Below are 14,742 nucleotides of genomic sequence, written 5' to 3'. Positions count from 1 at the left end.
CTTCCTCGCGGTCAGTCGGCCTCGTCAGGCGAGACGGCGCCGGGCCACCAGCAGCATGGCACCCGCGGCCATCAGGGATGCGGCCACAATGATCAACAGGTTGGTCTCAACACCCGTAGCGGCCAACTCGCCGTCGTCCATCATGTCGCCGTCGTCCATCATGTCGCCGCTCACCGTCATGGTGAAGAAGGCCGACTCGGTGCGGGTGGCCTCACCGGCTGAGATGATCATGCCCTCCTCGGGAACCGTGTAGGTAACGATCACCAAGAAGTTGCCATCAGCATCGGGCGAAGCGGGCGTGAGGTTGCTGGCATCACACCCATCGGTGGCGCTCAGGGTGCTGGCGTCCTCGCGGTTCTCACACGGCAGAACGAAGATCGGCGGCGGCGCCGTCCAGCCCGATCCCCTCACCGTGAACTCATGGTCGCCGGGCTCAGACACGGTGGCGGGGGTTACATCCAACGCGGGGCCATCTTGTGCACTGGAGGGCGCGGCCATCAACGCCGCCAACAGGGTCAACAGCCCAGTGAACAGCAATAGTTTCTTCATCTCAACTCCACTTGAGTCAGAGGCGACCGGGGCCGCCAAGAGTATGTATCCGTTTGACAACCTAGCCGACTTGCCGCCCTCGCTCCCGATTCTGCCGTGGCCTCGAATTCAGCCCTCTCCGGACAGCTCGCCTTTCATCACCTTGCCGGTTGCGTTCAGGGGAAGAGAGTCCCGCACCACCACCGACCGGGGCACCTTGTAGTTGGCCATGCGCTCCCGGCACCAGGCAAACAGCCCCTCGGGTTCAACCGCTGCGCCAGGCCGGGGCACCACGAATGCCCGACCCACCTCTCCCAGCCGGTCGTCGGGCACGCCGACCACCGCGGCCTGAACCACATCGGGGTGGCCGAGCAGCACGTTCTCGATCTCCGCGGGGTAGGCATTGAATCCCCCCACGATGAACATGTCCTTCAAACGACCGGCGATCTTCAGATAGCCGCGGGCATCCATGACCCCCAGATCCCCAGTGCGCAGCCACCCATCGGCGTCAATCGCCGCCTCGGTGGCCTCAGTGTCCTCGAAATAGCCGGCCATCACGCTGTAGCCCCGTACCAATACCTCTCCGACGGCGCCTCGGGGCACCTCGGCACCACCGTCTACCACCCGGACCTCGAGACCTGCCATGGCCCGGCCCACGGTGGTGGCGATGGTCTCCGGGGCGTCGCCAGGGCGGGTTCCAGTGCAGGTTCCGGCTTCAGTGAGTCCGTAGCCAGTGCAGACCCGCTCGAATGGCAGCTCTGCGAGCATCCGGCTGATCAGTTCCACCGGTATGTCAGCGGCACCGGTGACCGCCACCCGCAAGCTGGACAGGTCCCGGGTCTTGTGAGCGGGGTGGTCGAGGAAGCTCTGATACACAGTGGGCGGACCGGGCAGAACGGTGATCTGCTCCGACTCCACCAATTCCAGCACCCGGCCGGCGTCGAACACCGCCACGGGCACAACGGTGGCCCCCCGCAGCAGGCAGGCCAGCCACCCGGCCTTGTAGCCGAACATATGGAAGAAGGGGTTGACGATCAGGTAGCGGTCCCCCTCCCGCAAATCGGCGAAATCGCACCAGTCGGAGAACTGCCGCAGCGTCTGCCCGTGAGTCATCATCACGCCCTTGGGAGCACCCGTGGTTCCCGACGTGAAAAGAATGTCGCTGACGCAATCAGGACCCACCCACCGCAGCCGGGCTTCAACCGCATCAGGGGGCACCTTTTCCCCGGCAGCCAGAAATCCAGACCACGGCACCACCTCGACTGAAGCCCCCAAAACCACCGCGGTCGCCGCGGCGTTCGATCCACTGGGAGCAAGCACCACCACTTTCTCCAACTTGGACAGGTCTGCGCCGGTTTCTCCCCACAGACCCTCCGCGTTGATGCCCGCAAATCCGGCTTCGACCACCAGCACCCGGGTCCGGCTGCGAGCCAGGATGTCGGCAGCCTCGGCGGCCTTGAATCGGGTGTTCACCGGCACCAGCGCAGCCCCGGCTGCTTGGAGGCCCAGCGCAGCCACGATCCACTCGCTCCGGTTGGAGGCCCAAATCGCCACCCGATCGCCGGCCTGCACGCCGGCCGCCTGCATGGCCGCGGCCGCCTGGCCGGCCCGCCGGCCCAGTTCCGCGTAGGAGAGCCGAACGCCCTCCTCGATCACCGCCGGAGCATCTCCGAATCGCGCCGCGGCCTCCCATGCGACATGGGGGATGGTGGACCACTTCCCCACTGGCCCACCACCGGGAGGAGGCTTCATGAAATCGCCCCAGCCGCCTTGAGGCTGATGATGCGCTCCCACTCCAAGCCCAGATCTAGCAGCACCTGCTCAGTGTCGGCGGCAAATGCCGGCGCCGGATGCAGTTCCGGGATGCTGTGGTCGAACTGCACTGGGCTGGCCACCAGATCGAACGCAACCCCGTCGTCGGCCACCACCGGTATCACATAGCCGTTGGCTCGAGCCTGGCCGTCGGCAGCAACCTCGATCGAGTCCTGCACCGGGGCCCACTGTCCGTCCAGGGTGGCGAACCGCTCGGTCCACTCGGCCAGCGTGCGCTGGGCCAGTACTTCCCGGAGGATTGCAGTGGCCTCGGCCGCGTGCTCGGCCAGGAGCTCGGCGGAAGCGAAGCGCGCGTCGGCGACGAGATCGGCCCGGTCGATGTGGCGGCAGAAATCGGCCCAGTACCGGAAGCCCTGAAGCATTAGCAGCGACAGCAGGCGACCGTCGGCCGTCTCGTAGATTCCGGCCAGGGGATTGGTGGGGGCGGCGCTCAGGCCGGTCGGCGGGGCTGTCCAGGGTTGCCCGGCGCGTGCGGTGGCGGCGATGGGCAGGCCCATGGCCCACATCCCCACGCCCAGCAGGGATACGTCTACCTCGCTGGGCCGGCCGCTGCGCTCCCGGGCCAGCAGCGCGGCGGCAACTCCGCCGGCAATCGTCATCCCGCCCATCGAATCCCCGAAGGCGGGCGGCTGAGGGACTATCCCGGTCACGTCGGTCGGGGTGATGCTGGACGCCACCGAGCCCCGGCACCAAAAGCCGGTCATGTCATAGCCGCCGTGCTCTCGCTCGGGGCCTCGGTCGCCCAGAGCGGTGCCTCGGACATAGATGATGTCCGGGTTGCGGGCTCGGACATCCTCGACTTCGATCCCCAAAGACCGGCGGGCAGCAGGCAGGAAGTTGGTCAAGAACACATCGCTGGTGGCGACCAGATCCAACAGCAGTTCCCGCCCTTCGGCGGTGGCGATGTCGATGCCCACGCTGCGCTTGCCCCGGTTGGGGTGCTCGAACCCCGGGTTGTGGTCGGCGGGCAGCCGCAGGTGGCCGATCTGGCGCAGACCCCGCTGCCCGTCGCCGGTCGCCGGGTGCTCCACCTTGATGACCTCGGCCCCCCAATCGGCCATCACTGCTCCCGCGGCGGGCACAAAGGTGAACTGGGCCACCTCCAGCACACGGATCCCCTCCATCGGGCGCATCAGCTATTCACCCCGCGGGCTCGGCCAAGGTCTTGATCTCGAGGAACTCCTCGAATCCGGCGACGCCCATTTCCCGGCCGATTCCCGACTGCTTGTAGCCCCCGAAGGGGGCGTCTGGGGCGTAGTACAGCCCGCCGTTCACGCTTATGGTGCCGGACCGGATCTGACGGGCCACCGCCCGGGCCCGCTCGGGGTCGGCGCTGCTAACCGCCCCCGACAGGCCATAGATTGAATTGTTGGCGATCCGCACCGCCTCGTCGTCGCCGCCCTCGTAGGGGATGACCGCCAGCACCGGGCCGAAGATCTCCTCTTGAGCCACCAGGTCATCTTCTCCTACCCCGGTTAGAAGGGTGGGCTCGTAGTAGTACCCCGCGGCAAGATGGTCGGGGCGCCGGCCCCCGAGAGCCAATGTCGCCCCCTCGTCGACTGCGGCAGCCACCATTTGATCTACCTTGTCCCGCTGGCGGGCGCTGATCAGCGGTCCCATCATCACGCTGGGATCGGAGGGATCGCCATAGGGAATGCCGGCCAACACGGCCGAGGCCGTTGCGGCCGCGGTGTCGGCCATTGCCGCGGGGACCACCAAGCGGGTGGCGATGGCGCACCCCTGCCCGGCGTGGGTGCAGACCATGAACGCGTTCATGGTGGCCGCCGTCTGGACATCGGCGTCGTCGAGCACCACATAAGCGCTCTTGCCCCCCAGTTCGAGAAAAGTCCTCTTCACCGTGGCGCTGGCCGCGGCCATGATCTTGCGCCCGGTGGCCGTGGAGCCGGTGAAGGTCACCATGTCCACGTCTTCGTGGGTGGTCAGGACCTCGCCAATAGCGTTGTCCGATGAGCTCAAGATGTTGACCACCCCAGGGGGGATGTCGGTCTGGGTGGCGATCAGCCGACCCAGCGCCAGCGCCGACCACGGGGTGTCGGGTGCTCCTTTGAGTATGACGGTGTTGCCCGCGGCCAACGCGGGGGCCAGCTTGGCCAGATTGAGCTGCGTCGGGAAGTTGTAGGCCGTGATGGCGGCCACCACTCCCACTGGCTCCCGTTCGATCCACCGCCGGTGGCGGCCACCGTAGGCTTCGACCTCCCCGAGCTCCCGAGCCCATTGGTAGTCGTCCATCATGTCGGCCACCCACTTGACGGAGGCCACCGGGGCTTCGAGCTGCGGTCCGGCGCGAGTGAGCATCACCGGCGCTCCGACCTCGGCCACGGTAAGCGCCCGCATCTCCTCCAGGTTGCGCTCCAGAGCAGCGTGGAACTGGCGCAGGCACCGAGCCCGCAAGGCATGGTTCCGAGGCCAGTCGGTGGTATCGAACGCCCGGCGAGCTGCGGCCACCGCGGCATGGGCATCGGCCTCGGCAGCGTCAGCCGCCTCTCCCAGAACCGCTTCGGTCGCCGGGTTCACCGTCTTGAAGCTGGCACCCCCGTCAGCGGCCCGCAGATCTCCATCGATCAACAGCCGTTCCTCATGCCACATGGTCACAATCCCCTTCTCAGGATGCTCGCTCCGCGCCCGTGCCGGCCCCGGCTTTCCCCATGTTCTGCCAGCGGACTTGAACTTGTTCGGCCGTCAGCTTGGCTCGGGTGCTCATCGACCGAATCGACACGTCGTGGCCCGCGGCCCGAGCCCGCAAAGCTCCCACGGTGGCCTGCTCTGGGGGAACGTGGGTGAAAGGGTCGAAGGAATACCAGCGCATGGCGTTGGCATGGGTCATCTTGGCGGCCTCGGTGGCGGTCACCCCGGCTTCGGTCATCGCCTCGGCCAGCTCCTCGGGGGCGCCGGGCCACCCGGAGTCGCTGTGGGGGTAGTCGCACTCCCAGCTCATGTTGTCCACGCCGATCTCGTGGCGCAGCCGTATCCCGGCCCGATCCGAGATGAAGCAGGTCAAAAAGTGCTCTCGGAACACCTCCGACGGCAACCGGCCCCCGAAATCCTGGCCGGTCCAGCGATGATGCATATCGAAGGTGCGGTCCACCCGCTCCAAGAAGTAGGGGATCCACCCGGTTCCTCCCTCAGACAGGGCGATCCGCAGGCCGGGAAACTCCTTCAGCGCCCGAGACCACAGCAGATCGGCGGCGGCCGACTGGATGTTCATGGGCTGCAAGGTGATCATCACGTCGGGCGGGGAGTCCGGCGCGGGAAAGCTCAGCTGACCCGATGATCCCAGATGGATGGACAGCACCGTGCCGGTGTCGCAGACCGCGGTCCACAGCGGATCCCAATACGGGTCGTGGAAGCTGGGATAGCCAAGAGCAGCGGGATTCTCGGTGAAGCTCAGCGAATGGCACCCCTTGTCGGCCACCCGCCGCACCTCAGCGGCGCATTTGTCGGCATCCCAGATAACCGGCACGGCCATCGGGATGAACCGGCCGGGGTGGGCGCCACACCACTCGTCGATATGCCAGTCGTTGTAGGCCCGCACAAGGGCCAGCCCGAAATCCTCGTCATCCACCGCGAAGAGTCGGGCGGCGAATCCGGGGAACGACGGGAAGTTCATCGATGCCAGCACCCCTCCGGCGTCCATGTCCTTGACCCTCTCGTCCACCAGAAAACAGCCCGGACGGATCTCGTCCAGCGACTGAGGCTCCACTCCGTACTCCTCCCGGGGACGGCCCGCCACCGCGTTGAGCGCCACATTGGGCACCTCCACCTCTCCGAAGCGCCACACATCGGCCCCGTCTTCCCGGCGGACAATTCGGGGGGCATCGGCCTTGTAGCGCTCATGCAGGTGTGCGTCGAACAGCCCGGGGGGCTCGATGATGTGGTCGTCGACGCTGATCAACGTCAGGTCATCGGCATCGTGCCCCATGGCAGGCCTCCTCAACTGGCTCAGCAAGAGCCTTCGACCGCATGCCGCACCGCCAACGACAGCCGCGCTCCTCAGGGAGCAATAGTAGCCCCGGCCAGACGACGCTTTCGGCTTCGCAGGCGCGGCTTAGCGGGGGGCTATGCCTGCTCGGGCCTTTGTCTGGCGTCGCTGCGAGCAATGGCCCGCTCGTCGGTGCCGAGGTAGCTGGCAATGACGACGGGGTCGTTGCGCACCGCGTCGGGCGGGCCCTCGGCAATGATCGAGCCGGCTTCCAAGCAGTACACCCGATCGCTGATGCCCATGATGAACGGCATGTCGTGCTCGATGACCAGCAGTGACGCACCCAGTTCCTCGCGGATTCGCTGCACCAGGGGGGCGAATGCCTCAGTCTCGCGCTGGGCCACGCCGGCAGTGGGCTCGTCGAGGCAAAGCAGCTTGGCCTCCAAGGCGATGAGGCAGGCCAGTTCGCAAATCCGGCGGGTGCCGGTGGACAGCTCATTGATGAACGAATCGCCGTAGCGGCCCAAGCCGAAGAAGGCGATCAGCTCGTCGGCCTCGGCCCGCTTTCGCCGCTCCGACCGGCGAGCCGACGGAAGCGACAGCAGTGTGGCCGGCAGCACTGCCCGAGACCGGGCCTCCAAGGCCACCTGGATGGTGTCGCGCACCGTCAAGTCGGGGAACAGATCGGCGGTCTGGAACGTGCGGCCCAATCCGAGCCGGGCCCGGCGATGGGGCGCCAGTCGGGAGATGTCCCGCCCGGCCAGCTCAACCCGCCCCCGGGCGGCAATGAAGCCGCCAATGGCGTTCATCATGGTGGATTTGCCCGCGCCGTTGGTGCCGATGAGCCCGACCACCTCGCCCGCGCCGACCTCCAAGCTGGCGTCGTTCACCGCCACGACCCCGCCGAACGACACCGTCACATCGGAGACCGCAAGGGCAGGAACCCCGTCCGGCAGGTGCTGGCCCCGCTCTACGACCACCCGGGCGGGAATCGGGGTTCGCCCTCGGGCCGTGTCCGCTGGAGGCCGTCGGCGGGAGACCGCGCTGAAAACCGCATCCCGCAGACTGTAAGCCACACCCACCAGACCGGCCGGCAGGTACATCAGCAAGATAAGCAGCCCAACCCCAGAAGCCAGAAGCTGCACTTCTTCGGCGTCTTCAAACAGAGCGGGGAGCCCGATCACCCACAGGGCGCCCAACACCGCTCCCCAGGCCGACGAGAGCCCGCCGATCACGGCGACGGCCACCACCCGCAGCGACTCGTCTGGGTCGAATGCTCCAGGGCCGAACTGCACCCACAGACCGGCGATCAACCCTCCGGCCAGCCCGGCCAAGGCCCCGGCGACCCCGAAGGCGGTCAACTTCATGCGGGTGGGCGACACCGTGAAGGCGGCCGCGTTGACCTCGTTGTCACGAACCGCCCGCATCGACCGGCCAATGCCGCTGCACCGGATTTGGCGCAGAACCAGAGCACACACCGCCAATGCCCCCAGGCACACGTAGTAGTAGGTGCGCTGGCTCTCCAGCGAGAAGCTGTCGCCCCACCGGGCGCGGGGCAAAAGGACGATGCCGGAGTCGCCGAGGAGGAACGGCCGGTCCAACAGCCAGCCCTCGGCCATGACCGCGAAGGCCAAGGTGGTCACGGCCAAGAACAGCCCCCGGACCCGCAGCGCGGGTATGCCCACCACCATGGCGGCCACAATGCAGACGGCTGTTGAGATCAGCACCGCGGCCTCGAAGGAGACCACCGGGATGTCCACGGCAACGCCCAGCCACTCCAGGTGCATCCCCCGGACGAGCGCGGTGGTGAGCATGGCGCCCAGGCCGACGAAGGCAAACTGCCCCAGCGAGAGCTGCCCGGCCCACCCGGTGAGCAGGGTCAGCGACATGGCCACAATGGCGAACAGCAGCATCGAGGCGTACAGGTATTGGCGGGAGGGACGCTCCACCACCATCGGCAGCACAGCGGCCAGCGCCAAGGCCGCTCCGACGACCAGCAGCGGCAACCGCCGAACCCACCAGAGATGTTCGATGTTGGCCGGCACAGGGCGGAATCGGGGGGTGAAGGAGATGCTCTCACGCTCTATGCCGCTGTCCTGCCGGGTGCGCAGGAGCACGGCTGCCAGCACCACGACGAACAGCGCGGCATCGATCAGGCCGGGCTCATCGGTGGCGTTGAAGAAGAAGGCTGCTTCGGCCACGCCGATAGCCGTCCCGGCGGCAATGGTGATCGGCAGCGAGCGCATCCGGGCCACCAATGCGGCGGCCAGCGCCCTCAGCAGCAGCGTGGGACCGAGCGCTTCGATGCCCACCGCCGTTCCCCCGCGAAACGGGGCGACGAGCACCGCGGTGACGGTGGCCAACAACCCGGCCAACACCCACACCAGCGTCGACATGGTCTTGACGCTGATGGCCGACAACCGGGCCGCATCGGGGTTGTCGGCCGCAGCTCGGATGGCGGTGCCCTGTTTGGAGCGCTCCAGAAACCAGGCCAGCGCAACGGTGATCACGGGGACAACGACCAGCACCATCAGGTGCTCGCTGCGGATCAGCAGGCCGCCAATGCGCCATCTGGCATCCAGCGGCGTGGGAAAACGCTCGTTGGTGTGCAGGTCGGGAAGCAGAAACTGGAAGAGCAGCATGAGCTGGGCCACCCCCAGAGTGGCGGCGAACAGCACGATGCGGGGCGATGTGAACAATCGGCGCACAACGCTCAGCTCAACCGCCGCGCCCAGTGCCGCTCCCGCGGCCAGTGCGGCGGCAAAAGCAAGATAGAAGTTGATGTCCCAGCGGATCACCAGCAACGCCAGTATCGCCGCGGCGAACGCCCCCATTTGCCCGTGGGCGAAGTTGATGACCCGGCTGGAGCGGTAAACCAGCACCAGCCCCACGCCCAACACCCCGTAGGTGAGCCCGGTGACCACGCCATTGAACACCACCTGGCGGGTTATCAGGATATCGGCCAACACCGGGAGCATCATCGCGGTCACCGATCGGCGGCGTCGCCCAAGAACACCGCCCGGGCGAGATCATCGCGACGGGCCAACTCCTCGGCGGGCCCCTCGAACCGGATCTGGCCCTTCTCCAAGAAGACGGCCCGGTCGGCCACCGCCAGAGCCACATTGAGCGACTGCTCGACGATGACCATGGTTACCCCCCGGCCCCGGAGATCCTCCACGGCCTCCAACAGCTCCTGCACCACTACCGGCGCCAGCCCCAGAGACAGCTCGTCGATGAGCAGGACCTCGGGGTCGTGGAGCAGGGCCATGGCCAAAGCCAGCATCTGCTGCTGGCCTCCCGACAGGGCGCCAGACGGCGCCCGGCGGCGGGCGGCCAGCACCGGGAACATCTCCAGCACCCGGGCCATCCGGGCCTCGACCTCTTCACGGTCGTAGCGGTATCCCGCCATTCGCAGGTTCTCGTCCACCGACAGAGTCGGAAATACCGCTCGCCCACCAGCCAGCTGCACGATGCCGACCCTGGCCCGGACCTCGGGATCGGCATAGGTAACGGTCCGGCCGGCTAGCCGTACCACCCCTCGGCTGGGGACCCCGAGTCCGCTGATCACCCGCAAAATGGTGGATTTTCCCGCCCCGTTGGTGCCCAGCAGCGCCAACGTCTCCCCCTTGTACACCTCAAAGCCCACATCGAACAGCACCTGCACCTTCCCGTAGGAGAAGTCCAGGTTGGCCACTTGCAGCGCCGGGATGCGGGCCCCCGGCTCACGGGTCCGCTGCTGCTCAGCCTGCTCCTCGCTCAGCTCCTCCACCACCATGGAGATGTCGCGCCGCACGAACCGCGCCCCATAGGCCATGAGCGACCCTCCCACCAGAGTGGCCGGAAGCATCACCACGGTGAGCGCCACCCTCTCTCCGAAGGCGTCGCTCAGCATCCCAGTGAGCACCGCACCGAAGAAGGCCCCGAACACAAACATGTAGATGCCGATGAGCGCAGTCCCCCTCGACCGCAACCGATAGGGGATGATGGTGGAGATCACCGCGGGCAGAACGGCGAAGGCCGCTCGGGCCAGGGCCACCGACACGCCGGCGAAGATGCCGTATGCCCAGACAGTGGGCATGCCCAGGCCGATGGCCTGGAACACGCCGAAACCGCCGATCAGGAGTCCGATGAACACCAGTGCCCGAGGCGGGCTTTGCCGGTAGAGGGCGTCGCTGCGCCGGCCGGCCAGAGCCACTCCGGCGAATCCGGGCAGGATGGTGAACGTGCCGAACAGGCCTCGCTCGAGGGGTGACAGACCGAACTCCTCCTCCAGATAGAGGTTGACGAAGATGGCCGTGCTGAACAGGGCGAAGCCGATGGCGGCCATGCCGGTGAGGAAGTAGTAGAAGGTCTGGATCTTCTTGAGGCGGGCAAAGGCCACCGACAGCGAAATGGGGAGCTCGTCGACCTCCTCCAGCTCCTCCCCTAGCACGGCCCTCATCTCGAAGCGGCCCCGACGGGGCTCGCGCAAGAAGAACGCGCTGAGCGCTGCGGGAAGCCCGATCGCCCCGAGGACCACAAACACCCACCGCCAGCCCTCGTCGCCCCCGGCCACCTCGGCCACAACGCCGGCCAACACCGGCCCCAGCGCCTGTCCGGTCATCTGGAAACCGCCGCTCACCGCGAACACCTTGCCCCGGGCGGCTATGGGATAGCCGTCCATCAGCATTGGCCCAGCCACCGGCAGGTGATACGACTGGCCGAGCCCGGCGCCCATGCGGGCCATGAACAGGGAGAATGCATTGGTCACAGTGCTGGTGGCCGCGATGATCAGCGACCAGGACGCGACCGCGGCCCCCGCCACCGTCTTGCGGGAAACCCGATCGGCCAGCGAGCTGAGCGGCACCGATCCCAACAGGAACAGCACGCCGAATGCCGCCCCGATTGCCCCGATGGTGGTGTCGGACACGTCGAGGGTTTCCTGGATGTCTGGGGCGATCACCGCGAAGGCGCTCACCTCCAGGGTCTCCACCATGCCCAGCAGCCCGATCACCGAGAGGAGCGGCCAGCCTCCCTCGCGCACGCCTTGGCGCAGCGACATGGGCTCGGCCCCCACGCCGGGCAGGAGATCGTCGGGCAATACCACCGCCGAGTGCTCGGCTGACTGGGCCACTTGCCGCTCGGCCTCCGAATTCAGCACGTTGGCGGCGAGCGCCGCCGGTGAGCCCTGGGCCGGGGCTTCGTCCCTGGAATCATCAGCGCTCAAGGCACCACCTGCTCGAACACCGCGAAGCCCCTCGATCGCCGCGGCCTCCTCGAACGAGCCCGCTAGCCGTTGAGGATGCCGCGGCTCCCCTCGATCTCATGCCAGCATAAGCAGTCTCGGGACCACTGCTTGAGCACATAGGTATCGGTGGCGTCGTGCTTGCCCGGCGCCCACCCTCCCCGGGCATCGCCCAGCTCGAACGTCAGCTTCTCCAACTCGACAATGAACGAGGACTGGCTCAGACCTCCGGCTGCCTCGGCGTTGTCGGCCGCCTCCACGATGCGGTCCACGATGTAGCACATGCTGCCGACTGCATTCCAAGCATCGACAAGGGGCTCGTACTCGATGCCGGTCACCTGGGTGAACCGGGTGTTGCAGTCGCTGCGGTAGGCGTCGGGGGCAGCGCTGAGGGGCGACGCCGAGACGCCGTATGCGCCCTCGTAGTTCCTGGAGATGCCCCGCATGAACGCGGCGGTGGAGTCGAATGCCTGATTCTCGAAATCGCTGGACAGCCATTGAGGTCGATAGCCCGCCGCTTCCGCGGCGCTCACCACGGTGGTGTATTGGATGGCGCCCATGAGGGAGAAGATATGGTCCACGCCTCGAGCCTGGAATCGCTCTATGGCCGTGCCGGCCTGGCCACACGAGGTGCCTTCGCACGGCAACGCGATTTCTTCTATGAGGTCATAGCCCCTCTCAGCCAGAGCATCCCGCACAACATCGGCGGCCTCGGCATGATCGCTCTGATCGTGGCGGATCAGCCCGAAGGTGGCCCCGCTGAGAATGCCGTTGTCGTCCAGCACCTGCACCCAGGTATTCATGAGGCGATTGGCCGACACCGCATGGTTGAACAAGCGGCCTCCGGACCGGTCGTAAACCGACTGGGTGAGCACTCCAGACAGGGCATAGGCGATGCGCTCGTGCTGTTCGGTCACGCACAGCACCGTCTCCGCGGCCATGCCCCCTACAAACACCACGATGAAGGCCTCGTCGTCTTCCGTGGCCTGAAGGCACGCGGGCTGCTGGGCAGTTGCCGTTGCCCCCGGCGGATACAGATGCGATGTCACCACGATTTCTCGGCCTGCCGCGCCACCAGCCTCGTTGGCCAATCCGGCGAACACCTTGAAGTTCTCAACCGGGTCGCCCACATCGGGGATCACACCCCGTTCCTGGAGGTCGGCGGTATCGCTGCGCACCACCGAAATCACGATCTCCGAATCGCTCACCCCGATGCTGGGCTCAACGGTCGGCGGGGGGGGCTCGGGCTCGCCCCCGGGCTCATTCTCGGCCGGGACAGGAGCCTCGGGGGTCTCCTCGGCGGGCGCCGGCGCCTCAGTAGATGCTGGATCCTCGGCGGGTGCCGGCGCGGCCGCAGGGGGGGAGGTGGGGGCGGATCCCGTACCGCCGCGGTCACCGCTCGAGCTGCACGAGAGGGCGAACAGGGCCAGCGCCGCCAGCGCTATCGCTGTCTTGAACGCGGTGCCCGCTACCGGCTTCATGGGATCCCCCTTCTAGGCACCGTCGCCGAGGCCTTGAGCGCAGCACTTATACTCACACAGCCGGAGGGTTGTTTCAATCGTCCCCATCGGCCAGCACCGTCCACGAAAACCAAACCGCCGTCGGGCAGCAAGCAGCCATGTCGCCGATCTTCCCACCCTTGAGCTATCCCCAAGGCACCAGCGTCCACAGCCTGCTGGAATCGGCTGCGGGGCGGTTGGGCGAAAGGGTCGCTATCCGTTTCGAAGACCAGGCGCTGACTTATCGGGAGTTCAACCGACAGGCTGACGGTTTCGCCCGCTTGCTGGCCCAAAGAGGCGTTTCGCCTCACCAACGAGTGGCGGTCATGGCCTCCAACCGTCCCGAGTTGTTCACCGCGGTCTTCGGGGTCCTCAAGCTGGGGGCGTCTGCGGTGATGATTAGCTCGGCGTGGAAGCAGGCCGAGACCGCCCACGCCGTGGACCTAACCGAGCCGGTGCTGGCCATAACCGACGGCGACACCCACCTTCGCCTTCCTGCTCGACTGTCCGAACATGTGATCCACCTCGATGACGACCCCGCGGCTGCTGCGGTGGCCGACCATCCGCCCCAGCCCGCCGCCGTCGACCTCGACTGGGAACCGCCCCAGCCCGCCGCCGTCGACCTCGACTGGGAACCGACCGAGGCGGTGCTGGTGTTCAGTTCGGGAACCACTGGAATGCCCAAGGCGGTGCGCCACACCCACGCCAGCCTCAGTGCAGCCGTCATCATCTGGGGGTCGGTCCTCGGTCTGACCAACGACGACCGCTTCCAGATCGCCACCCCGCCGTTTCACATACTCGGGCTGCTCAACCTGCTCTCCTCGGTGTGGGCCGGCTCGTCGGTGCGACTCCATCCTCGGTTTGACCTAGACGCGGTGCTGACCGCCATCGAAAACGACCGCATCACCCTGGAGATGGCGGTGGCCCCGATTGCTATGGCCATGGCCAACCACCCTGACCTAGAGCGCTACGACCTGTCGTCGCTGCGCTACATCATGTGGGGGGCCACACCGGTCACCGAGAGCGTGGCCCAGCGAGTCACCGAGCGCACCGGGGTTCCGTTCATGCCCGCCTACGGCACCAGTGAGGCACCAGTGCTTACCAGCAACCCGGTACACCGACCCGAGCTGTGGCGGCTGGACTCTCCCGGCCCCCCTGTCCACGACGTCCGAATCCGCATCGCTGATTTGAAGACCGGCGAGGTTCAGCCCCCCGGAGAGGCGGGCGAGATCCAGGCGCAGAGCCCTGCGATTATGGCCGGCTACCTGCCCGGCGAGGCCAACGCCGACGCCTTCGCCGGCGGCTGGTACCGCACCGGCGATGTCGGTTGGATGGGGCCCGACGGGTGGCTGCACATCACCGACCGGGTCAAGGAGATGATAAAGGTCAAGGGCTTCCAGGTTGCTCCCGCCGAGGTAGAGGCTGCGTTGCTAGGCCATCCCAGCGTGGTCGACTGCGCGGTGTTCGGAGTGCCCGACCCCGACACGGGCGAAGCGGTAGCAGCCGCTGTCCAACTCGCCGACCGAGCCGACACCTCTGCCGACGAGCTCAAGGCATTGGTGGCCGACACGCTGGCCAACTACAAGCGCCTCCGCACCGTGTACTTCGTGGAGGCAATCCCCCGGCTGCCCTCCGGCAAAACCCTGCGCCGGGAGCTGAAGCTCCAATTCGGGCATTAGCCCTCCTAGCCTCAAGAGCAACTGAGACCAGCCCAACGC

At 67.0% G+C, this 14,742-nt stretch carries 9 protein-coding genes; 1 reads left to right on the top strand and 8 read right to left on the bottom strand.

Going from position 1 to position 14,742, the window contains the following annotated elements:
- Window positions 1-24: 24 nt before the first annotated feature.
- From ACOGXA_RS15770 to ACOGXA_RS15735, 8 genes are all read right to left on the bottom strand, one after another.
- Window positions 25-549, bottom strand: a complete 525-nt coding sequence (locus tag ACOGXA_RS15770) for an LPXTG cell wall anchor domain-containing protein (RefSeq protein WP_419924801.1) — start codon at window positions 547-549, stop codon at window positions 25-27.
- 108 nt (window positions 550-657) lie between these two features.
- Window positions 658-2,280, bottom strand: coding sequence for a FadD3 family acyl-CoA ligase (locus ACOGXA_RS15765; RefSeq protein WP_419924800.1), 1,623 nt, complete (start codon window positions 2,278-2,280; stop codon window positions 658-660).
- Window positions 2,277-3,494 (bottom strand): CaiB/BaiF CoA transferase family protein, encoded by a 1,218-nt coding sequence (locus ACOGXA_RS15760; RefSeq protein ID WP_419924799.1) that lies wholly within the window; start codon window positions 3,492-3,494, stop codon window positions 2,277-2,279. The genes ACOGXA_RS15765 and ACOGXA_RS15760 overlap by 4 nt, the downstream gene beginning before the upstream one ends.
- Before the next feature lie 7 nt (window positions 3,495-3,501).
- Window positions 3,502-4,968, bottom strand: coding sequence for an aldehyde dehydrogenase family protein (locus ACOGXA_RS15755; protein WP_419926998.1), 1,467 nt, complete (start codon window positions 4,966-4,968; stop codon window positions 3,502-3,504).
- A 16-nt stretch (window positions 4,969-4,984) separates the two neighbouring features.
- Window positions 4,985-6,301, bottom strand: coding sequence for an amidohydrolase family protein (locus ACOGXA_RS15750; protein ID WP_419924798.1), 1,317 nt, complete (start codon window positions 6,299-6,301; stop codon window positions 4,985-4,987).
- 137 nt (window positions 6,302-6,438) lie between these two features.
- Window positions 6,439-9,270 carry an ABC transporter permease subunit gene (locus ACOGXA_RS15745; protein ID WP_419924797.1) on the bottom strand — a complete coding sequence of 944 codons (2,832 nt, stop codon included), beginning with the start codon at window positions 9,268-9,270 and terminating at the stop codon, window positions 6,439-6,441.
- A 17-nt stretch (window positions 9,271-9,287) separates the two neighbouring features.
- Window positions 9,288-11,507 carry an ATP-binding protein gene (locus ACOGXA_RS15740; RefSeq protein WP_419924796.1) on the bottom strand — a complete coding sequence of 740 codons (2,220 nt, stop codon included), beginning with the start codon at window positions 11,505-11,507 and terminating at the stop codon, window positions 9,288-9,290.
- A gap of 62 nt (window positions 11,508-11,569) precedes the next feature.
- A complete protein-coding gene (locus tag ACOGXA_RS15735) occupies window positions 11,570-13,006 on the bottom strand; it encodes an ABC transporter substrate-binding protein (protein ID WP_419924795.1) in 1,437 nt (478 codons plus the stop codon).
- Between the two features lie 215 nt (window positions 13,007-13,221).
- Here ACOGXA_RS15735 and ACOGXA_RS15730 point away from each other — a divergent pair, with 215 nt between their 5' ends.
- The gene (locus ACOGXA_RS15730) at window positions 13,222-14,703 is read left to right on the top strand and encodes a class I adenylate-forming enzyme family protein (protein WP_419926997.1); all 1,482 of its coding nucleotides are present in this window, start codon (window positions 13,222-13,224) and stop codon (window positions 14,701-14,703) included.
- Window positions 14,704-14,742: the final 39 nt, after the last annotated feature.

The sequence above is a fragment of the Candidatus Poriferisocius sp. genome, from assembly GCF_965208475.1.
GTDB lineage: Bacteria > Actinomycetota > Acidimicrobiia > Acidimicrobiales > Bin134 > Poriferisocius.
This window is presented reverse-complemented; position numbering and strand designations above follow the sequence as displayed.